The 18,735-nt window shown below is 72.1% G+C and carries 20 protein-coding genes; 7 read left to right on the top strand and 13 right to left on the bottom strand.

The features are described from left to right. Positions 1–63 precede the first annotated feature (63 nt). The 4 genes from ABZU52_RS01535 to ABZU52_RS01520 all read right to left on the bottom strand — a co-directional run bounded on the left by ABZU52_RS01535 (position 64) and on the right by ABZU52_RS01520 (position 3,138). Complete coding sequence (locus tag ABZU52_RS01535; protein WP_354969142.1) at positions 64–546, bottom strand: SRPBCC family protein; 483 nt, start codon at positions 544–546, stop codon at positions 64–66. 144 nt (positions 547–690) lie between these two features. Then, positions 691–900: a DUF397 domain-containing protein gene (locus ABZU52_RS01530; protein WP_354969141.1), complete on the bottom strand. Its 210-nt coding sequence runs from the start codon at positions 898–900 to the stop codon at positions 691–693. Between the two features lie 175 nt (positions 901–1,075). Beyond that, complete coding sequence (gene fahA, locus ABZU52_RS01525) at positions 1,076–2,272, bottom strand: fumarylacetoacetase (RefSeq protein WP_354969140.1); 1,197 nt, start codon at positions 2,270–2,272, stop codon at positions 1,076–1,078. Then, positions 2,269–3,138, bottom strand: coding sequence for a hypothetical protein (locus tag ABZU52_RS01520; protein ID WP_354969139.1), 870 nt, complete (start codon positions 3,136–3,138; stop codon positions 2,269–2,271). The genes fahA and ABZU52_RS01520 overlap by 4 nt, the downstream gene beginning before the upstream one ends. A gap of 94 nt (positions 3,139–3,232) precedes the next feature. Here ABZU52_RS01520 and ABZU52_RS01515 point away from each other — a divergent pair, with 94 nt between their 5' ends. Further along, positions 3,233–4,399, top strand: a complete 1,167-nt coding sequence (locus ABZU52_RS01515; protein WP_354969138.1) for a homogentisate 1,2-dioxygenase domain-containing protein — start codon at positions 3,233–3,235, stop codon at positions 4,397–4,399. Here the strand turns inward: ABZU52_RS01515 and ABZU52_RS01510 are convergent. Then, on the bottom strand, positions 4,396–5,424 hold the full coding sequence (locus tag ABZU52_RS01510) for a tetratricopeptide repeat protein (RefSeq protein WP_354969137.1): 1,029 nt from the start codon (positions 5,422–5,424) through the stop codon (positions 4,396–4,398). The two genes, ABZU52_RS01515 and ABZU52_RS01510, sit on opposite strands and share 4 nt — an antisense overlap. Positions 5,425–5,434: 10 nt before the next feature. Then, positions 5,435–5,920, bottom strand: coding sequence for a 2-C-methyl-D-erythritol 2,4-cyclodiphosphate synthase (gene ispF, locus ABZU52_RS01505; RefSeq protein ID WP_354969232.1), 486 nt, complete (start codon positions 5,918–5,920; stop codon positions 5,435–5,437). 207 nt (positions 5,921–6,127) lie between these two features. On the opposite strand from ispF, the gene ABZU52_RS01500 reads away from it, so the two are divergent. After that, positions 6,128–7,234 (top strand): hypothetical protein, encoded by a 1,107-nt coding sequence (locus tag ABZU52_RS01500; protein WP_354969136.1) that lies wholly within the window; start codon positions 6,128–6,130, stop codon positions 7,232–7,234. 16 nt (positions 7,235–7,250) lie between these two features. On the opposite strand, the gene ispD is transcribed toward ABZU52_RS01500, so the two are convergent. Next, the gene (ispD, locus tag ABZU52_RS01495) at positions 7,251–7,946 is read right to left on the bottom strand and encodes a 2-C-methyl-D-erythritol 4-phosphate cytidylyltransferase (RefSeq protein ID WP_354969135.1); all 696 of its coding nucleotides are present in this window, start codon (positions 7,944–7,946) and stop codon (positions 7,251–7,253) included. A gap of 56 nt (positions 7,947–8,002) precedes the next feature. Beyond that, complete coding sequence (locus tag ABZU52_RS01490; RefSeq protein ID WP_088950500.1) at positions 8,003–8,488, bottom strand: CarD family transcriptional regulator; 486 nt, start codon at positions 8,486–8,488, stop codon at positions 8,003–8,005. 326 nt (positions 8,489–8,814) lie between these two features. Between ABZU52_RS01490 and ABZU52_RS01485 the strand changes: the two genes are divergently transcribed. Then, a complete protein-coding gene (locus tag ABZU52_RS01485) occupies positions 8,815–9,507 on the top strand; it encodes a hypothetical protein (RefSeq protein WP_354969134.1) in 693 nt (230 codons plus the stop codon). 10 nt (positions 9,508–9,517) lie between these two features. Here ABZU52_RS01485 and ABZU52_RS01480 read toward each other — a convergent pair whose 3' ends face one another. From ABZU52_RS01480 to ABZU52_RS01465, 4 genes are all read right to left on the bottom strand, one after another. Continuing rightward, complete coding sequence (locus tag ABZU52_RS01480; RefSeq protein WP_354969133.1) at positions 9,518–10,162, bottom strand: hypothetical protein; 645 nt, start codon at positions 10,160–10,162, stop codon at positions 9,518–9,520. A gap of 24 nt (positions 10,163–10,186) precedes the next feature. Beyond that, positions 10,187–11,236, bottom strand: coding sequence for a type III polyketide synthase (locus ABZU52_RS01475; RefSeq protein WP_354969132.1), 1,050 nt, complete (start codon positions 11,234–11,236; stop codon positions 10,187–10,189). Between the two features lie 88 nt (positions 11,237–11,324). Further along, a complete protein-coding gene (locus tag ABZU52_RS01470) occupies positions 11,325–12,491 on the bottom strand; it encodes an acyl-CoA dehydrogenase family protein (protein ID WP_354969131.1) in 1,167 nt (388 codons plus the stop codon). A gap of 42 nt (positions 12,492–12,533) precedes the next feature. Next, a complete protein-coding gene (locus tag ABZU52_RS01465; protein ID WP_354969130.1) occupies positions 12,534–13,307 on the bottom strand; it encodes a methyltransferase domain-containing protein in 774 nt (257 codons plus the stop codon). Here ABZU52_RS01465 and ABZU52_RS01460 point away from each other — a divergent pair. The 4 genes from ABZU52_RS01460 (at position 13,306) to disA (ending at position 17,936) form a co-directional block, all read left to right on the top strand. Next, positions 13,306–14,193, top strand: a complete 888-nt coding sequence (locus ABZU52_RS01460) for a UbiA family prenyltransferase (RefSeq protein WP_354969129.1) — start codon at positions 13,306–13,308, stop codon at positions 14,191–14,193. The genes ABZU52_RS01465 and ABZU52_RS01460 overlap by 2 nt on opposite strands. Positions 14,194–14,333: 140 nt before the next feature. Continuing rightward, the gene (locus tag ABZU52_RS01455; protein WP_354969128.1) at positions 14,334–15,077 is read left to right on the top strand and encodes a hypothetical protein; all 744 of its coding nucleotides are present in this window, start codon (positions 14,334–14,336) and stop codon (positions 15,075–15,077) included. An 85-nt stretch (positions 15,078–15,162) separates the two neighbouring features. Then, on the top strand, positions 15,163–16,620 hold the full coding sequence (gene radA, locus ABZU52_RS01450) for a DNA repair protein RadA (RefSeq protein WP_354969127.1): 1,458 nt from the start codon (positions 15,163–15,165) through the stop codon (positions 16,618–16,620). Positions 16,621–16,751: 131 nt separating this feature from the next. Beyond that, positions 16,752–17,936, top strand: a complete 1,185-nt coding sequence (gene disA / locus ABZU52_RS01445) for a DNA integrity scanning diadenylate cyclase DisA (protein ID WP_030327921.1) — start codon at positions 16,752–16,754, stop codon at positions 17,934–17,936. Between the two features lie 6 nt (positions 17,937–17,942). Here the strand turns inward: disA and ABZU52_RS01440 are convergent, their stop codons facing one another. Next, complete coding sequence (locus ABZU52_RS01440) at positions 17,943–18,659, bottom strand: hypothetical protein (protein ID WP_354969126.1); 717 nt, start codon at positions 18,657–18,659, stop codon at positions 17,943–17,945. Positions 18,660–18,735: the final 76 nt, after the last annotated feature.

Genomic DNA, 18,735 nt, shown 5'->3' with positions numbered 1-18,735 from the left:
ACCCTACCCAGCGGAGCGGGCCGGACCCCGGTCAGGTCACGGCGACTGGTGACCGGCTGGTGCTCAGGCGGCTTCGACGGAGCCGGTGGCACCGGCCGCGACGGCCAGATCGGCGAGATCACGCCAGAGCGCCGCCTCGACCGCCCGCGCGGCCAGCCCGCCGAGCAGCAGCGCCACCACCCGGCCGTACGGGGCGGTCGGCACCGCCTCCTGGGTGACGGTGATCGCCGTGCAACCCCGACGGCGGCGGCGGACCGGCCGCAGGTTCCAGGTGATCCGGTAGTCCGCGCCGGCACCTGAGGAACAGAGCACCAGTCGCTGCGGCGCGAGGGCCTCCACCACCAGGAACTCCTCGGTGAGCGTGCCGCCACCCGGCTGGACCCGCTCCTCACGCCAGGAGGTGCCCGGCCCGAACGAACCCGGAGTGAGCACCTCGATCGGGCCGGCCGCGGTCAGCCGGGCCGCACGGCCGGGCAGGTCGGTCAGCAGACGCCAGACGTCGACAGCGTGCGCCTCGATGATTCCGGTAATCGCCACCGTCGACATGCCACCCTCCCGTGTCCCCGACGGTACGCGGAGTGAGGGCCGGACGGGGCCCCCGGGACGGAATTTCCACCACCCGGAGGCCACGCTGTCCGATTGGGCGGTCGCTTCGGCACCGGTCGTCGTCGTCCGGTGCCGAAGCGCCGGTCAGCGCTCGAAGCGACCGGCCCGAATCGCGCCGATGAACGCCGTCCACCCCGGCGGGCTGACCGCGAGCGTGGGACCGGCCTGGTCCTTGGAGTCGCGGACTCCGACCAGACCATGGACATCGACCAGGTTGTCCGCCACTTCCACGCAGAGCCCCTGGTCGTTGGAGCGGCTGCTGGTACGCCAGAGCGCGCCTGCAAGATCGTGCATCGTCGTTACCTCCGTGTGCGTCGGGATGCCGCACCGCTGGCAGCCGGGCAGAGCCCGGCTCGGATTGCGCGGTGTGGCAACGGAATCCGGACGATCAACGGATCAACCAGGGCCGGTGATCGCACAGGCGGTGCGATCACGGGTCACGTGCACGAGACGGATGGTGGGTGCCCGCTCAGCGGGCCGGACGAATCGTGCCGGACACCTCACCGAGGGCGATGGTGGTGCCGTCCGGGCCGAGGGCGGTGGCCGTGATGGTCACCGTGTCGCCGTCGTCGAGGAAGGTACGGCTCTCGCCGCCCACAGTGACCGGCTCGGCCCCTCCCCAGGTCAGTTCCAGGAAGGACCCGACCTGCCCGCGCTCCGGGCCGGAGACGGTACCGGAGGCGTACAGGTCACCGGTGCGCAGCGAGGCCCCGTTGACGGTGAGGTGCGCCAACTGCTGTGCGGGAGTCCAGTACATGGTGGCGAACGGGGGCTCGCTGACCCGGTCGCCGTTCCACTCGACGGTCAGGCGGAGGTCCAGGCCCAGGTGCGGTACGTCCCGCAGGTAATCGACCACCGGCGGATCCTGGTCGGGGGCTGGGACGAAGGCGTCGGCGAGGGCGTCCAGCGGCGTCACCCAGGCCGACACCGAGGTGGCGAAGGACTTGCCGAGGAACGGGCCGAGCGGCTGGTACTCCCAGGCCTGGATGTCCCGGGCCGACCAGTCGTTGACCAGCACCACCCCGAAGACGTGGTCGGCGAAGTCGTCCACCGGGACCCGGTCGCCGAGCGCGCTGGGCACACCGACCACGAAGCCGACCTCGGCCTCGATGTCGAGGCGTACCGACGGGCCGGTCACCGGACCGTCGGCGGACGCCCGCTGCCCGGTGGGCCGGACCACCGGCGTGCCGGAGACGACGACGGTCCCGGCGCGGCCGTGGTAGCCGATCGGCAGGTGCTTCCAGTTGGGCAGCAGCGGCGGCTGGCCGGGGCGGAAGATCTGCCCGACGTTCGACGCGTGGTGAACGGATGAGTAGAAGTCGACGTAGTCGGCCACCTCGATGGGTAGCAGCAGCTCCACGTCGTCCAGGGGCACCAGCTGCGGCTCCACCGCGGCCCGGTGCGCCGGGTCGGTCAGCAGCTCGGTGATCCGCTGGCGTACCGCTGTCCACTGCGGACGCCCCAGGGCCATGAAGTCGTTGAGTACGGGCCGGCACAGCGTGCCGGCGGCCAGCACCAGCTCGGCGGCTTCCGCCGCGGCGAGGTCGAAGACCCAGGACCCGATCCGTACGCCGATCCGCGACGGACCCCCGTTTCGCCGGAACACCCCGTACGGCAGGTTCGTCACCCCGTACGGCGAACCGTCGGCGCCGGTCACCCAGGTCATGCGTCGTAGCCCCCGTTCACCAGCCCAAGCCGGATCAGATCGGTCAGTGGTTCCAGGATGCTGCACGAGCCGAAGCCGACCCAGAGTGGGCGGGGCTCGTCCAGCCGCGCGGTCGCGCGCTCCAGCAGCGGACGCGGGTCGACGACGGTCAGCAGCTCGGCGACCGTGCGCGCACTCTCACCGTCGGCGGCGGCCAGGGTCGCCGCCAGCACGTTGGCGTAGCCGTGATGGGTGAAGCCGGTCTCCGGGTCGCGGTGCCGGATCGCCTGGTGCAGCCCGGCGGTGAGCTTGAACGGCAGGCCCCGGTCCCGGCAGGCGCAGATCACCGCGGCCAGCTCGGTCGGGGTGGGGAAGAGTTCGGCGGCCAGGCCACCGGTGCGGAACTTGGCCGCGATCGGCACCCCGTCGGCCCGCGCGGCGACGAGCGCGTCCAGCGCGCCCATCAGCCCGAAGGTCAGCGGCAGCTCGGCGTAGACGGCCGCCAGGCCCGGTAGCGCGTCGGTCAGCCGCAGCAACTCGGCGATGCCGGGCAGCGGGTCCTCACCGCGCTTGGCGACCGCCACCTCGACCTGACGCGCGGTGACGCCGTCCGGGGCGAGGAACGACAGCGCGAACGGCAGGTTTCCGATCCCGGTGTCACCGATCACGCCGACCACCAGGCCCTCGCCCGGGTCGACGAGACCAGTCAGCTCACCGGCGGCCACGGCCGAGGCGGGGATCAGCAGCGGGCCGACCAGGTCGGCGTACCAGGCGGCGCGGTGCTGGCGGTGGGCGGCCAGGGCGTCGGGCAGCGCGGCGCTGCCCGGAGGGAAGACGGCGGCGTCGTCGACCAGGCCGTGGAGGAGTGCGGGCACCTGCGTTGACACGGAACAAGAATGTACGGGACGCTACGAGGAACGGACAACAGCGTCCGATTATCGGACGCCTTGGCCCGGTGAACGGGACATATCGGGAGGCGAGATGCCGTACTACCGCAGCATCGGCGAAGTGCCGCGCAAGCGCCACACCCAGTTCCGGCAGCCCGACGGCAGCCTCTACGCCGAGGAGCTGATGGGCCAGGAGGGCTTCTCCTCCGACTCGTCCCTGCTCTACCACCGGCACGCGCCGACCGCGATCCTGGCCGCCGACGAGTTCACCCCGCCCGCGTTCACCCGGGCACCCAACCTGCCGCTCAAGCCCCGCCACCTGCGCACCCACAAACTGGACACCGGCGGCTCCGACCCCATCCTCGGCCGGCAGTACCTGCTCGCCAACGACGACGTGCGGATCGGGTATGTGCTCGCCGACCGGCCCTCACCGCTGTTCCGCGACGCCACCGGCGACCACTGCCTCTACGTCGAGTCGGGCACCCTGCGGGTCGAGTCCCCGTTCGGGGCGCTGGACGCGGTCGCCGGCGACTACGTCGTCATCCCCACCTCGACCATCCACCGGCTGGTGCCCACCGGCGACCAGCCCGTCCGGCTGCTCGCCGTCGAGGCCTCCGGGCACATCGGCCCGCCCAAGCGCTACCTCTCCGTACGCGGCCAGTTCCTGGAGCACTCGCCGTACTGCGAGCGGGACGTCCGGGGCCCCGACGCCCCGCTGCTCGTCGACGGCGAGGAGGTCGAGGTGCTGGTCCGGCACCGACGCGGCTGGACCCGCTACGTCTACGCCCAGCACCCGTTCGACGTGGTCGGCTGGGACGGGCACCTCTACCCGTGGGCGTTCTCCATCCACGACTTCGAGCCGATCACCGGCCGCATCCACCAGCCCCCGCCGGTGCACCAGACCTTCCAGGGGCCCAACTTCGTCATCTGCTCGTTCGTGCCCCGCAAGGTCGACTACCACCCGCAGTCGATCCCGGTGCCGTACAACCACCACAACGTCGACTCCGACGAGATGCTCTTCTACACCGGGGGCAACTACGAGGCGCGGCGCGGCTCCGGCATCGAGCAGGGCTCGATCTCGCTGCACCCGTCCGGTTTCACCCACGGCCCCCAGCCGGGTGCCGCCGAGCGCTCCATCGGCGCGGACTACTTCGACGAACTGGCCGTCATGGTCGACACCTTCCGTCCGCTGGACCTCTGCGACGCCGCCAGCGCCTGCGAGGACGAGGCGTACGCCTGGACCTGGGCGCGTCGCGGTTAGCGGATCGCGGTTCTGGTGAAGACGGCGAACTCGGCTACCGCGGTGACGGCGATGGCCAGCACCAGCGGCCATGGGGAGCCGACCATGGCGTACACCAGCAGCAGCAACGGGGCGGCGGCCACGGCGTAGATCGCCAGGGCCATCGCCCGGTCCGCGTGCAGCAGGGCGGGCAGGACGGTCCGGGTCAGCCCCGGCAGCCGGGCCGCGAGCTGCCAGACGACGATCCCGCCGGTGAGCGCGGCGAGCACCGCCAGGATGCGGGAGAACCCGTCGCTCGCCGACGCCGCGAACGCGACCAGCACCGCCGCCACCAGCGACCAGCCGGCGCCGTAGAGCACCAGGCGGTGCAGCCCGTACGCGAGGGTCCGTGGCGAGTCGATCCGGCTCGGGCTGATCGTCACCGCCTCGGCGACATGTTCCAACGCCTCCGACCAGCGCCGCTGCTCCAGCCGTAGGACACCCACGTCGTGGCCGGCCTCGGCGATCCGCGGGTCGAGCCGCAGCGCCTCCCGGTAGGCCCGCTCGGCCAGGTCGAACAGGTCCAGTCGGGCGGCGACCAGGCTGAGCACCAGGTGCGCCTGCGGCTCCTGCGGGGCCAACTCGACGCCGCGCCAGGCCGCGTTCAGCGCCGGCTGACCGTTGCGGGCGCCGGCCAGGATCGCCGCCGCGCTGCGCTGGGCGTACGCGTCGGCCGGGCCGAGGGCGAGGATCCGGTCGGCGGTGGCCGCCGACTCGGTGTAGCGCTCCAGGTCGGCCAGCGCCATGCCCCTGGCGACCAGCGGGGGCAGGGCCTCCGGCGCGGCGGTCACGGCCGTGTCGGCGGCGGTGAGCGCCTCGGCCGGGCGGTCGGCGGCCAGGTGCACCCGGGCCAGCATGGTGAGCGCGTACACGTCGTCCGGCTGGAGGGCCAGCCCGTAGGCCAGCTCCCCGGCCGCCTCGTCGTAGCGGCCGAGTTCGGCGAGGAGTTGGGCCCGCTGGACGTAGCCGTCGGCGGCGGACTGGTCGGGAGCGGGGTCGCTGGACATCGCGGCGAGCTTAGGCGGCCGACGGGTCGTACACCAGGGCCACCGCGATCCCGGCCAACCCTTCCTCGCGGCCGGCGAAGCCGAGCCCGTCGGTGGTCGCCGCCGAGAGGGTGACCGGGGCACCGACCGCGGCGGAGAGGACCTCCTGCGCCTCCGCACGGCGCCGGCCGATCTTGGGGCGGTTGCCGATGACCTGCACGGACACGTTGCCGATCTCCAGGCCGGCGGCCCGCACCCGGCGGGCCGTCTCGGTCAGCAGCGCCACCCCGGAGGCGCCGGCCCACTCCGGCTGACCCACCCCGAAGACCGAACCGAGATCACCGAGACCGGCGGCGGAGAGCAGCGCGTTACAGGCGGCGTGCGCGACCACGTCGGCGTCCGAGTGCCCGGCGAGGCCGTCCTGGTCGGGCCAGAGCAGCCCGGCCACCCAGCAGGGCCGGGCCGGCTCGAACGCGTGCACGTCGGTGCCGATGGCCACCCGGGGAACGATCATGATCACAGGGTACGCGTCAACTATGAGGTTTCGCCCAGTCCGAGTTAAGCGTCCTTGCCTTCTAACGAGATAGTCGGTACGATCGCACCGAACGCCCCAGGTCCGCCTCTGCCTTTTGCATGCGCCTGGGGCTCTATCTTTGTCCGGAACATGGTAAGACGCCTTCTGCTCCTGCCGGACACCAGCACACTTGCGGTCTATTCTGCAGCGATGGTGCAGCACCCCTACCTGCAAATCATGCCCCAATGGATCTCCCCCGGCCGCTTCGGCTCCTATCTCGCCGCCGCCGGCGGTGATCACAGCAAGGCATGTGAGCTCTACGAGTGGAACGCAGCGTTGTCCGCCGCCTCCTTTGAGGCGTTCCACTACGTCGAAGTCGTCGTCCGAAATGCCATCGATGTGGCGATGCAACGGCACCTCCGCGAGGCCGATCGAGGGATCCCCTGGTTTCTGCTGCCGATCAGCAGCAACAAGACCGCCCAAGACAGCATCGACCATAGCGTTCACCAGGTCCGCACCCGGCTGCGCAACGAGAACAGCAGGAAGGAAAAACGCGACCAGGTCATCGCCGGCCTGAGCTTCGGGTTCTGGGTCAACCTGCTCGGCCCCAAGCACGAGCAACTCTGGCGAGAAGCCATCCACAAGGCGTTCCCACATTCTTCCGGAAAGCGGCATGACGTCGTCACCGCCTTGGAAAGACTGCGCGTCTTCCGCAATCGGTTGGCTCATCACGACTCACTTCTCGCCGCCGACGTGCCGTTTCGACTTTCCCAGATGATCGACGTGCTGGGTTGGGCCGACCCGGACGCCGCGAACTGGCTTGCCGACAACGAGCGGGTGACTCAGGTTCATGCAGATCGACCCTCGCCACGACATGACACCGTCGTAGTACCGGCGCGGGATGCTTGGAGCCTCTACGAGTCCGTCAATGCCTATGTTTGCCAGGCCGGTCGCTCCTTCCAGCCAGTGGAATACCTGGCCTTCTACTCGCAGCAGCAGATCCATACCGAGGTGCCCAAGATTCTCTTCCGACTGGACAACGTTGACTGGACCATCGGGGAGGTCAATCGGCTACGCGCCACCGGCCAAGCACGGGACGCGCGAGTCGCGGACATCATTGAGGCCAGTCGTAAACTCGGGTGGACTGACGGGCGTTACCAGGTCTTCGGACTGACCGCGCCCGGAGCAGAAGATCACCTCACGCTCCGACAGCCGGTCGCCCACCTAGCACGAGGCAGAGGAAGCGCCTTCACGCAAAGCCAGCGCTACATCGTTCGGGACAGACTCAGACGCGCGGCCACGACGGCGGACATCTGAGGCGTCGGTCAACGCGTCAACCGGCGGCGGCAAGCAGATGCTCGGCCAGAGCCAGGTCGAACGGTCGAGTGATTTTCAGTGCGTACTCCGAGCCGGGCACGCAGCTCACCGCGACGCCCTGCTTCTCGACCAGCCCGGCGTCGTCGGTGAGGGAGTCACCGGCGGCAGCGTGTGCGGCGCTGAGCACGGCCCGACGGAAACCCTGCGGGGTCTGCACCGCGCGCAGGGCGGAACGGTCGACGGTGCCGAGCACCACCTCGCCGGCACCGACTTCCTTGATCGTGTCGACGACCGGCAGGACCGGGATCACCGCGTCCTGCCCGCCCCGGACCGCCGCCGCTACGGATTCGACCAGCTCAGGCGGGGTGAGCGCTCGGGCGGCGTCGTGCACCAGGACGATCGTCGGGCCGGCGGGCACCGCGGCCAGCGCGGCGGCCACCGACGCCTGCCGTTCCGCGCCGCCGGGCACCACGATCACCGGTGCGATCGGGGCCAACAGCTCGCGGACGGCCTGCACCTCGGCGGCCGGCGCGGCCACCACGATGGTGTGCACCGACGGCGCGGCGGCCAGTCGACGCACGGCGTGCACCAACAGCGGCTCACCGGCGAGCAGGCGCAGCGCCTTGGGTCGGCCGGGGCCGAGTCGTACGCCGGCACCCGCCGCAGGCACAAGGACCGCGACGTCACCGCGCGGATTGAGCTGCGCGGTCACGTCGCGGTCCTCGGTGGTTTCTTCACTACGAAGTGGGTACGACGATGCTGTGCGGACTAGGCCTCGGTGAGGACCTTGTCGAGCAGCGTCTCCGCCTCGTCCTTGGTGCTCTTCTCGGCCAGCGCGACCTCGCCGACGAGAATGTCGCGGGCCTTGGCGAGCATCCGCTTCTCGCCCGCAGAGAGGCCCCGCTCCCGCTCCCGGCGCCACAGGTCACGCACGACCTCGGCGACCTTCAGCGGGTTGCCGGAAGCCAGCTTTTCCAGATTGGCCTTGTAACGCCGCGACCAGTTGGTCGGCTCCTCGGTGTGCGGAGCCCGCAGAACGTCGAAGACCTTCCCGAGGCCCTCTTCGCCGACCACCTCGCGCACGCCCACGATCTCGGCGTTCTCGGCGGGCACCCGGACCGTCAGGTCACCCTGCGCGACCCTCAGGACGAGATATTTCTTAGGCTCGCCCTTGATGATCCGAGTCTCGATTGCCTCGATGAGTGCGGCCCCGTGGTGGGGGTAAACAACGGTCTCGCCGACACTGAAAACCATAGGTTCGAAACCCCTTTCGCTGTGTCTAGGGTAACACGGTCAGGCACTGATGTCTCTCCGATGTCCTGACCATTGGCGCAGCTCAGGGGCCCTGTGAGAGGTCTTGCTTCAGCTTGACAGGCGGTCAAACCAATGGTTCGAACACGCTCCGTAACGCACAAATGACTGCCCGGTGCGGGTGAACAGAACGTCGAGATCAAGGGCTACGCGCTCCTCCCATGGTAGCCCGGCCAGCAGGACCGCGCCCAGATGTAGCGGGAGGAGCCCCCGGTGCGCGACCCTGGAGAGAGCCGCACTCCGCTCTCGAGACGCTTCCAGGAGGTCCGATGGGCAAGCCGGACGCAGAGGGGAACGGGCCAGCCGACGGCCTGCCCGGCCTTCCGCCCGAATGGGGTCGGGTGGTGGTTCCCGACGACGCCTCCGCGCTTGCCGCCGAGGCCGCCCAGGTCCGCCGTGAGCTGCGCCGGGCCAGCGGCCTGTCGGGGGGCTACCGGGCACTGGGCCTGCCGCTGCTGGTGCTGCTGGTGGCGGTCCTCACCACCTTGGCCGGCCTGGTGGCGGTCACCTGGCCCCGAGCCAACCGCGGTACCGACCGGCCGACCCCGGCCCCCTACGCGCCGCCCGCGACCCTCGCCGGTCAGCCGCTGCCCGCACTCGACCTGGTCGACGCGGACGACGCACCCGTGCCACTGCGCGGCCTGCTACCCGCCATGATCATTTTGTTGGACGGCTGCCCCTGCCCGGACCGGGTCACCGACGCCCTGGCGGCCGCCCCCGCCGGCGTCTCCGTGGTCACCGTCACCGGCGGGAAGACGGCCCCGGCCGGGCCCACCATCGGGCGGCGGGCTCGCGCCCTGGCCGACCCCGCCGGAGGGCTGCGCTCGTTCCTCGGTCAACCGGCCCGCCCCGGCGCGGCGACCGGCCTGCTCGTCGACCGGGCCGGCATCGTGACCCGGGTGCTGCCCGAACTGGGCACCACCGACTCCTACCGGCGCGACCTGACCGCCCTGGCCGCCTGACCCGCCGCGCCTATTCGGGCAGCGCGACGAGTTGCGCCTGGATGTCGATGGGCCGGTCGACGGCCGACAGCGACACCCGGAACGGCCCCCCACCGGGCAGCACCTCGGCATTGGCGATCGTGCCGTCGCAGTCGACCCGCGACTGGCCGACGATCTCGGCACCGGTGCTCGTCACCGCCAGCGTGCCAGGGCGGGTGCACCGGTACTGGAGCAGGTAGCGAGCGCCGTCGCCGCCGGCCTGCCGGGTCAGTCCCTGACCGGGAGCGAGCTCCCGCTGCTCCCGCCAGATCGTCTCGCGGAACGGCGGCAGGTCACCCGCGGGAAAGAGCACCCCGGGATCGCCCTCGATGTCGGTGATCGAGCCCGTCGCCGGGTCGATCACCGCCATTGGGCTGCTTTCCACCCGGATGACCTCGCCGGTGTCGGGGTCCATCCGAGCCGTGATCCGCGCTTCGGGCCCCTCAGCCACGATGAGGCGTTCCAGTGGGGTGCTGACGCTCTGCTCGGCGCCCGGCGTCGCCGTGGGAGAGGCAGCCGTCGCGGCCGTCGACGCGGGCGCGGCAGATTGCCACCACCAGCCGCCGACGACCAGGACGGCCGACGCGGCACCGAACAGCACCACCGAGCGCAGCCGATCGTCCGCCGTCGCATCCACCCACCGAGCGTACCGGCCGGAGGTTCAGTCCTGTCGATCGAGCAGGGCTGCGTACAGGGTGAGGCCGGGGCCGAAGGCCAGCATGACGATGCGCCGCGCCGCCGGTGTCGCCCGACCCAACCGGTCCAGGATCAGCAGCACCGTCGGCGACGAGCAGTTGCCGTGCTCGTCCAGCGTCGCCCGGGACGCTGCCAGCCCCAGCGGCGGCAACGCCAACTCCCGCTCGACCACGTTGAGGATGCGCGGCCCGCCCGGGTGTACGGCCCAACCGTCCACCTCGGAGCTGGCGACGCCGTGCCGGGCCAGCAGCTCGTCGACCAACCCGCGGACGTGCCTCGACAGCACCTGCGGCACCTTCGGCGACAGCCCCATCCGGAAGCCCGCGTCGGTGACGTCCCAGGTCATGTGGTCGGCGGTCGAGGTGTCGGTGACGGCGGTGACCTCGCGCAGCGCGTACCCCGGGCCGCCGGGCACGACCACGGCGGCGACCGCCGCGTCCGAGAAGAGCGCATGGGACACGATCTGCTGGGTGTCCACCCGGGCGCTGGACGGCTGGATGTGCAGGCTGGTCAGCTCCGCGCAGAGCAGTAGCGCCGGACGCCCCCGGGCGGCGACGAAATCACTCGCCGCGCCGAGCCCCGGCAGCGCCGCGTAACAGCCCATGTGGCCGATGACCATCCGCTGGGTGTCCGCGGCCATGCCCAGGTCCCGGGCGAGCAGGATGTCCAATCCCGGGGTGGCGTACCCGGTGCACGAGCAGACGATGAACAGCCCGATGTCACCGGCGCTCAGCCCGGCCGCGGTCAACGCCCGACCCACCGCCTCCTTGCCCAGCGGCAGCGCCTCCACCTGGTAGCGGCGCATCCGGCGCTCGGTCGGCCAGTCCGACACGTCCTCCAGCAGCGGGTTGACCGCGGCCTGCCGCCGGGTCACCCCCGAGTTGGCGAAGATTCGCTGGGCCAACGACCGGGTGGTGCCGGAGAAGTGCCGGGAGAAGAAGCCCTCCCACAACTCGTCCTGCGAAGCGGACGGCGGCTGCGCTGTCCCGAGCCCCGCGATCACTGGTACGGACACGATCCCCACCTCTCGTCAGATGCTGTCCTCCCCCTGGCCGTCCCTCCAGCCACCTCGGCTGGTCGTTCTTCAGTGCGAGCCCGCGGGCTCACCAACGTGGTGCCGATCCGTCACGATCCGGGTCGCCGCCCAGCGCGGCGATGCCGAGCCAGTCGGCGCAGACATCCGACGTGGCCGGATGCAGTGAGCCGCAGCGGGCGTCGCGGTACAGCCGCTCCAACGGATGACCACGGCGGGTCGCCGAGGTGCCCGCCGACTCCAGCACCGACGCCGCCACCTCGGCGGCCGTGGTGCCGGCCAGCAGCTTCGCCCGCCACACCCAGCGGTTGGTCTCCTCGTCACCGGGTGCCTCGTCCACCCGCCGGGCCGCCTCCGCGACCACCAGCTGCGCGGCGGCCGTCGCCGCGTCCGCCCGACCCAGCCGGGCCCGCACCGCCGGCAGACCGGCCAGGTTGCGGGCGTTGAGGTGCTCGGCCGCCGCGTCGATCGCCGCCCGGGCCACCCCCACGTAGACGGCCGCGTAGCTGGCCACCAGCCAGTGCGGCATCAGTTGAGCCACCACCAGCGCCAGCCCCTCCACCCCGCCGAGCAGCCGGTCGGCGGGCACGCTGACGTCCAGGTGCAGGTCGTGGGAGGAGGTGGCGCGCATGCCGAGCGAATCCCAGGTCGGCTCCACCGTCAGCCCGTCGCCCGCCGGCACCAGGAACTGGGAGACCACCGACTGGTCGGCCGCGCTGCGCGCCGCCACCAGGTAGCCGTCCGCGTGCCCGGCCCCGGAGCAGAAGGTCTTGCTGCCCTTGAGATGCCAGCCCCCGTCGGTCGGCTCGTACGCCGTGGTCAGCTGGGACAGCCGGGCTCCAGCGCCACGCTCGCTCATCGCGACCGCGTACCAGGCGCCCTGCGCCGCCGCGCCGAGCAGCCGGTCGCGGGCGGCCAGCGCCTCGTCCGGTACGCCCAGCGCCTCGGCCAACTCCTCGGTGACCGCGCCCAGCGCGCCGGTCACCGAGGCGTGCATGTTGAACACCAGGGCGGTCGCACCGTTGCCCCGGGCAAGCTCGGTGGCCACCGCGGCGTACTCGGCGAAGGTGGCTCCGAGGCCGCCGAGCGCCCGGGGCACCATCAGCCCGAACAGGCCGGCCTCTCGCAGGTCGGCGAAGTCGTCCACGGGGAAGGAACCGTCCCGGTCATGCTCGGCTGCCCGCGCGGCGAACCGTGGCGCCAACCGGCGTGCTGCCTCAAGCGCGTGCACCGTCATCTCGCACCCTCCTTGGCGTTCCATACCCCCGCCCCGGCCCGACTATCCTTTGCGGACCCCCCGGCCCTGGTAGAGCACGGCGGTGGACCGGGTCGGCACGATGCGCGGCGCGCGGCAGACGGGCACCGCACCGGCCGTCCGGCTCGCGCGGGCCCGGCGCAGCAGCCAGGCGAGCACGCCACCGACCTGCGGACGGATGCCCCGCAGCCGCAGGTCGACGTCGTGCCGGGCGCACTCGGCCACCAGCGCCCGCGCGTCCACGAACAACCGTGGATCATGGATGCCGCGAGGCACCGTCGGCAGCCGCTCGGCGATCCGGACCGCGACGAGCCGGGCCAGCGCCGTGTCGTTCAGGGTGTCCAGCACCAGCACGCCACCGGGGCGCAGCAGCCGACACGCCTCGGCCACCGCGCGCGGCCAGGCCGGCACGTGCTCCAGCAGCTCGCCCGCGGAGACCACGTCGGCACAGCCGTCGGGCAGCGGAACCGCGGTGGCGTCACCCTGGACCACGCGTACCCCGTGCTCGGCCGCCTGGACGAGCGCCGAGCGGGTCAGGTCCACCCCGACGTGCCGGTAGCCCTTGCCGGCCAGGTGCGGCGCGAGCAGGCCGGCACCACAGCCCAGATCGACGAGCAACGCGCCCGGACGGGTGGCCGGCGGCACCAGCGCCGCACGGGCCTCGGCCAGCCAGTGCAGCATCGCGAACGCGCCATCCGGCCGCCACCACTCACCGGCCAGATCGTCGTACTGACGCGGATCGTTTCGCGGCAGCACCCTCGGGCCGGTGGACGCCCCGGCCGCAGCCACGTCTCGCATGGAACCGAGCGTGGCACGACTGCTCGGTAACGACCAGACTTCCCTTATGTCGTCGAGGGTGTTAGGGCTGGTCAGAGCGAGCCATCCGGAACCGGCCGCAGCGGTGACCACGGTGGCCGGTCTGCTGGCGTGGGGAGTGGGCCACCGGCCGGCGGGAATCGTGTCGGTGGTGCTCGCCGTGCTGGCCAGCCAGCTCGCCGTCGGCTGGACCAACGACGCGCTGGACGCCGAGCGGGACGCCACTGTGGGGCGTACCGACAAACCGGTCGCCAGTGGCGCGGTCGGTAGACGCGCCACGGCCTGGGCCGCCGCGGCGGCCGCGGTGGCCTGCCCGCTGCTGGCGCTGACCACGAATCCGGCGGCGGCGTTCTGGCTGACGCTCGCCCTGGTCTCCGCCCTGCTCTACGACTGGCCGCTCAAGGCCACCGCGTTCTCGGTGCTGCCCTACGCCGTGTCGTTCGGCGCGCTGCCCGCCTTCGTGGTGCTGGCGCTGCCCGGTCAGCCGGCCCCGCCCGGCTGGCTGGTGACGGCGGCGGCCTGCCTGGGCGCCGGCGCGCACTTCGCCAACGTGCTGCCCGACCTGGCCGACGACGCCCGCACCGGCGTGCGCGGCCTGCCCCACCGGCTGGGCGCCGCCGGCAGCCGGGTGGCCGCGGCGGGTCTCCTCCTCGCGGCGACCGCGGCGCTGGCCCTCGGACCACCCGGGCCGCCGTCGGTGATCGGGTGGGCGGCGGTCGGCACGGCCGCCGTGGTGCCGCCACTGAGCTGGTACGCCGGGCGCTCGGCGAGCCGGGTCGGCCGGCGGCCGGTGGCGGCCTTCCGGGCGGTGATGCTGGTGGCCCTCATCGACGTGGTTCTGCTGGTGGCGAGCGGTCGGGTGGTGTGAACGCCACCCGGTGCGGTGGCATTGCCGGGTCCGCGTGCGGGCCTCGATCAGCCCCAACTACCCTGGAGCGCGGTCTGCGCGGGTATGGCCACCGTGCCCGGCGTACGGCCCGGGTGGGGATTGTGACGAGGAGGACCGACGTGACGCGCTCGATCAGGGGATCCCGGCGGGCGGCCCTGTTGCTGTCCGGGATTGCGGCGGCCGGCCTGCTGGCTTCCGGATGCGGCGCCGGTCAGATCGCCGAGACCGCGTTGAAGGAGCCGTCGATCCAGGGCGTCAGCCTCACCACCAGCAACGGTTCCTTCTCGGTGCGGGGCCTGCTGGTGGACTACCCGGGCACCGAGGGTTACCGGGCCGGGCAGGACGCGGGGCTCGGCGCCGTGATCTACAACGACTCCAAGGAGACGGTGACGGTCACCGTCACCACCGAGAGCGCCCGCGAGGTGGTGATCAGCGGCGGCTCGGCGAGCCCGTCGCCGTCCGCCTCGGAGAGCCCGTCGAATTCGACCTCCGGTTCGCCGACCCCGTCGGTGACGCCGTCCGAGACCGGGTCGTCCTCGGCCACCCCGTCCGCCCCGGAGTCGGCGCGGGCGTCCGGTTCGGCCAGCCCCGCCGCCCCGGGCCAGCCGGCCCGGATCGAGCTGGCGCCGTTGAGCTACATCCAGTTCAACTCGCAGGCCACCACGCAGCTCCGGCTGATCGGCCTGACCGAGGCGTTGCGCTCCGGCCAGAACGTCGTGGTGACCTTCGACTTCGGCAACGGCAACACGGTCACCGGCCAGGCGCCGGTCGCGGTGCCGCTCACCCCGGCGGCCCCTCCGTCGCCGATCATCGAGCGCGAGGGCGGCCACGAGGGCGACGAGGGCGGCGCGACCCACGGGTGACCCGACCCGCACATCGACAAACACCCCGGCGTGGTGACCACCACGCCGGGGTGTTTTCGTCGTACGCGAGGACTAGCGTCCTGATGTGACCACCTCCCGATCGACCCCTCCGCGTGGCGGCACGGCGGGTGCCCCCCGTGGTCGGTCCGCCGCCCGCGAGCCGCGCCCGGCCTACCAGTGCGACGCCTGCGGGCACCAGCCACCCAAGTGGGTGGGGCGCTGCCCAGAGTGCGGCGAGTGGGGGGCGGTGGTCGAGAGCACGGTGACCGGCCCGACCGTCTCCGGTCGGGTGGTCAGCTCCCGGATGCCGTCCGAGCCGGCCCGACCGATCGCCACCATCAGCGCCGCCCCGGCCCGCGCCGTGCCCACCGGGGTGAGCGAGCTCGACCGGGTGCTCGGCGGCGGCCTGGTTCCCGGTGCCGTGGTGTTGCTCGCCGGCGAGCCCGGCGTGGGCAAGTCGACCCTTCTGCTCGATGTGGCGCAGCAGTGGGCGGTCGGCGCCGGCAGCCCCTCGCTGGTGGTCAGTGGCGAAGAATCGGTCAGTCAGGTGCGCCTGCGCGCCGAGCGGATGGGCACCCTGCACGAGCAGCTCTACCTCGCGGCAGAGAGCGATCTGGCCTCGGTGCTCGGTCACCTCGACGCGGTCAAGCCGGGCCTGTTGGTGCTCGACTCGGTGCAGACCATCTCGACCACCGGCACCGAGGGGGTGCCCGGCGGGGTGACCCAGGTCCGCGCGGTCACCGCCGCGCTGGTCTCGGTCGCCAAGGAGCGCGGCATCGCGACAGTGCTGGTCGGGCACGTCACCAAGGACGGCCAGGTGGCCGGGCCTCGGGTGCTGGAGCACCTGGTCGATGTGGTGCTGCACTTCGAGGGCGACAAGCACTCGTCGCTGCGCCTGGTGCGCGGCGTGAAGAACAGGTTCGGCGCGGCCGACGAGGTCGGCTGCTTCGAGATGCACGAGGGCGGCATCAGCAGCCTGGCCGACCCGTCCGGGCTGTTCCTGACCCGCTACGCGGAGCCGGTCCCGGGCACCTGCGTGACGGTGGCCATGGAGGGGCGGCGGGCCCTGGTCACCGAGGTGCAGGCCCTGATCGGCGCGACCGTGGCGGGCTCTCCCCGACGCACCGTCTCCGGCCTCGACTCGGCGCGACTGGCGATGGTGCTCGCGGTGCTGCAACGGCGCACCGAGCGGCTGACCCTGCATGACCGGGAGGTCTTCGCCGCCACCGTGGGCGGGATCCGGGTGGTGGAGCCGGCCGCCGACCTGGCGGTGGCGCTGGCGGTCGCCTCCGGCGGGCTCAACCTGGCGATCGCGCCGCACCTGGTGGCGATCGGTGAGGTGGGGCTGACCGGTGAGGTGCGTCGGGTCGGGGCGGTGCCGCGCCGGCTGGCCGAGGCGGCCCGACTGGGGTTCAAGGTGGCCCTGGTGCCGCCCGGCTGCGGCCCGGCCAGCACCGGCGCCGGCCCCGAGCAGATGCGCGTGACCGAGGTCACCGACGTCCGCTCGGCGTTGCAGCATGCGGCCCGTGCGTCCGCCGAGTGACCCACCGTGCCGACGAGGGCGGCGAAACCGGACAGCACGTCGCAAGCCGAAAACGGGGAAGAGGGCGGCATCGTGACACATCACAGTAACCACGACAGCACCCACCGCACGGCAGTCCGTAGACTGTGCCCGTGCCGATCGACCGCGATACCACCAAGCCAGCCGGCGCGCCGCCCCAGGCCCGCACCGGCGCCGTGGGCTCGCCCGCCCGCCCGATCAGCGTGAGCGTGACTGCGGGAGCCGCCGGGAGTGCCGGAGATCCGCTGCGGGCCAATCTCGCCCTGATGGCCCCGGGCACCGCCTTGCGCGACGGTCTGGAGCGCATCCTGCGGGGTCGCACGGGCGCGCTCATCGTGCTCGGCTACGACAAGGTGGTCGAGGGCCTGTGCACCGGCGGCTTCCCACTGGACGTGGAGTTCTCCGCGACCCGGGTACGCGAGCTGTGCAAGATGGACGGCGCTGTCGTGCTCTCCAGCGACGGCACCCGGATCGTCCGGGCCGCCGTGCACCTGATGCCCGACCCGTCCATCCCGACCGAAGAGTCCGGCACCCGGCACCGCACCGCCGAGCGGGTGGCTCGCCAGACCGGCTATCCGGTCATTTCGGTCAGCCAGTCCATGCGGATCATCAGCCTCTACGTCAACGGGCAACGGCACGTGCTCGACGACTCGGCGGCCATCCTCTCCCGCGCCAACCAGGCGCTCGCCACCCTGGAGCGCTACAAGCTCCGGCTGGACGAGGTCTCCGGCACGCTCTCCGCCCTGGAGATCGAGGATCTGGTCACCGTGCGGGACGCGGTGGCCGTGGTGCAGCGACTGGAGATGGTTCGCCGCATCGCCGACGAGATCGCCGGTTACGTGGTGGAGCTGGGCACAGACGGTCGCCTGCTCGCCCTGCAACTCGACGAGCTGATGGCCGGCGTGGACGCCGACCGGACCCTGGTCATCCGGGATTACCTCCCGGTCGGCCGCAAGTCGCGCACCCTCGACGAGGCTCTCGTCGAGCTGGACCTGCTCGGCGCCACCGAGCTGATCGACCTGGTGTCGGTGGCCAAGGCGATCGGCTACCCGGCCGCGTCCGACGCCCTCGACGCCGCGGTCAGTCCGCGCGGCTTCCGACTGCTGGCCAAGGTGCCCCGGCTACCGGTGGCGGTGGTCGACCGCCTGGTGCTGCACTTCGGCAGCCTCCAGCGTCTGCTCGGCGCGACAGTGGAGGACCTGCAAGCCGTCGAAGGGGTCGGCGACGCCCGGGCCCGCGGCGTCCGTGAGGGGCTTTCCCGGCTCGCCGAGGCATCCATCCTGGAACGCTACGTCTGACCCGGCTCAGCCGGTGACGGTGAGCTTCACCGGGTCGCTGAGCTTCGTGCCGACCCGAGCGAACACCTGGTACGACCCGACCGACGGGAACGGGCCGGCGGCCAGCGCGCCGTTACACCGGCTGGTGTCCCGCCCGTTCCACGGCACCTGGTAGGAGCGCTCGAAGTTCGGCGTGAAGGACTGCGGGTCCGAGCCCTCGACCTTGCCGCAGGTGTCCGACGACCAGATCTTCTCGGCACCGGACTTGATGAAGATCTCCTGAAGGTCGGCGCCGACGTTGCGACTGCACGTCCGGTCCGACGTGTTCTTGATCCTCAGTTGCAGCTCGACCACCGCGCCCCGCTGCACCGAGGTCGGGCTCGCCGACGAGACCACGCTGATCTCCTCGTCGGTGCAGGTGCCGTCGTCCTCCGAACCGGCCGCCGCGCCCAGCGGCGGTGTGTTGCTGGTGATCGCCGGGCTCGGACTCGTCGCACCCGAATCAGCGGACGCGGACGACGACGGACCGCCGGTTTGCGGTGTCAGCACCGGCCCAGCGGGACCAGACGTCGCGGCGGACGTCGCCGACGGTGTGCCTCCCGCCTTCGGCTCCTTGTCGCCGGAACGACCCGAACCGGTGCAGGAGTAGAGCAGGACAATCAGGAACAGGAACCCCGCTCCGAGTACGACGGCGCGACGCCGCCAGTACACGGCGGGTGGCAGGGGGCCGACCGTCAGACGCATGATGCCCTCCACCGTAGCCGCGCCGTACCCGGCAGTGCGCCGCGACGCGCCGGAACCGATTCGAGGGGTGCGCCCG

It is taken from the genome of Micromonospora sp. NPDC005220 (genome assembly GCF_040607895.1).
Classification (GTDB): domain Bacteria; phylum Actinomycetota; class Actinomycetes; order Mycobacteriales; family Micromonosporaceae; genus Micromonospora.
Note: the sequence above shows the minus strand (reverse complement) of the source record. Positions and strands in the feature narration are given on the sequence as shown.

Coding starts and splice junctions, on each gene's coding strand:
- ABZU52_RS01535 (WP_354969142.1), bottom strand. CDS start 546: ATGTCGACGGTGGCGATTACCGGAATCATCGAGGCGCACGCTGTCGAC.
- ABZU52_RS01530 (WP_354969141.1), bottom strand. CDS start 900: ATGCACGATCTTGCAGGCGCGCTCTGGCGTACCAGCAGCCGCTCCAAC.
- fahA (WP_354969140.1), bottom strand. CDS start 2,272: ATGACCTGGGTGACCGGCGCCGACGGTTCGCCGTACGGGGTGACGAAC.
- ABZU52_RS01515 (WP_354969138.1), top strand. CDS start 3,233: ATGCCGTACTACCGCAGCATCGGCGAAGTGCCGCGCAAGCGCCACACC.
- ABZU52_RS01510 (WP_354969137.1), bottom strand. CDS start 5,424: ATGTCCAGCGACCCCGCTCCCGACCAGTCCGCCGCCGACGGCTACGTC.
- ABZU52_RS01500 (WP_354969136.1), top strand. CDS start 6,128: ATGGTGCAGCACCCCTACCTGCAAATCATGCCCCAATGGATCTCCCCC.
- ABZU52_RS01490 (WP_088950500.1), bottom strand. CDS start 8,488: ATGGTTTTCAGTGTCGGCGAGACCGTTGTTTACCCCCACCACGGGGCC.
- ABZU52_RS01485 (WP_354969134.1), top strand. CDS start 8,815: ATGGGCAAGCCGGACGCAGAGGGGAACGGGCCAGCCGACGGCCTGCCC.
- ABZU52_RS01470 (WP_354969131.1), bottom strand. CDS start 12,491: ATGACGGTGCACGCGCTTGAGGCAGCACGCCGGTTGGCGCCACGGTTC.
- ABZU52_RS01460 (WP_354969129.1), top strand. CDS start 13,306: ATGGAACCGAGCGTGGCACGACTGCTCGGTAACGACCAGACTTCCCTT.
- ABZU52_RS01465 (WP_354969130.1), bottom strand. CDS start 13,307: ATGCGAGACGTGGCTGCGGCCGGGGCGTCCACCGGCCCGAGGGTGCTG.
- ABZU52_RS01440 (WP_354969126.1), bottom strand. CDS start 18,659: ATGCGTCTGACGGTCGGCCCCCTGCCACCCGCCGTGTACTGGCGGCGT.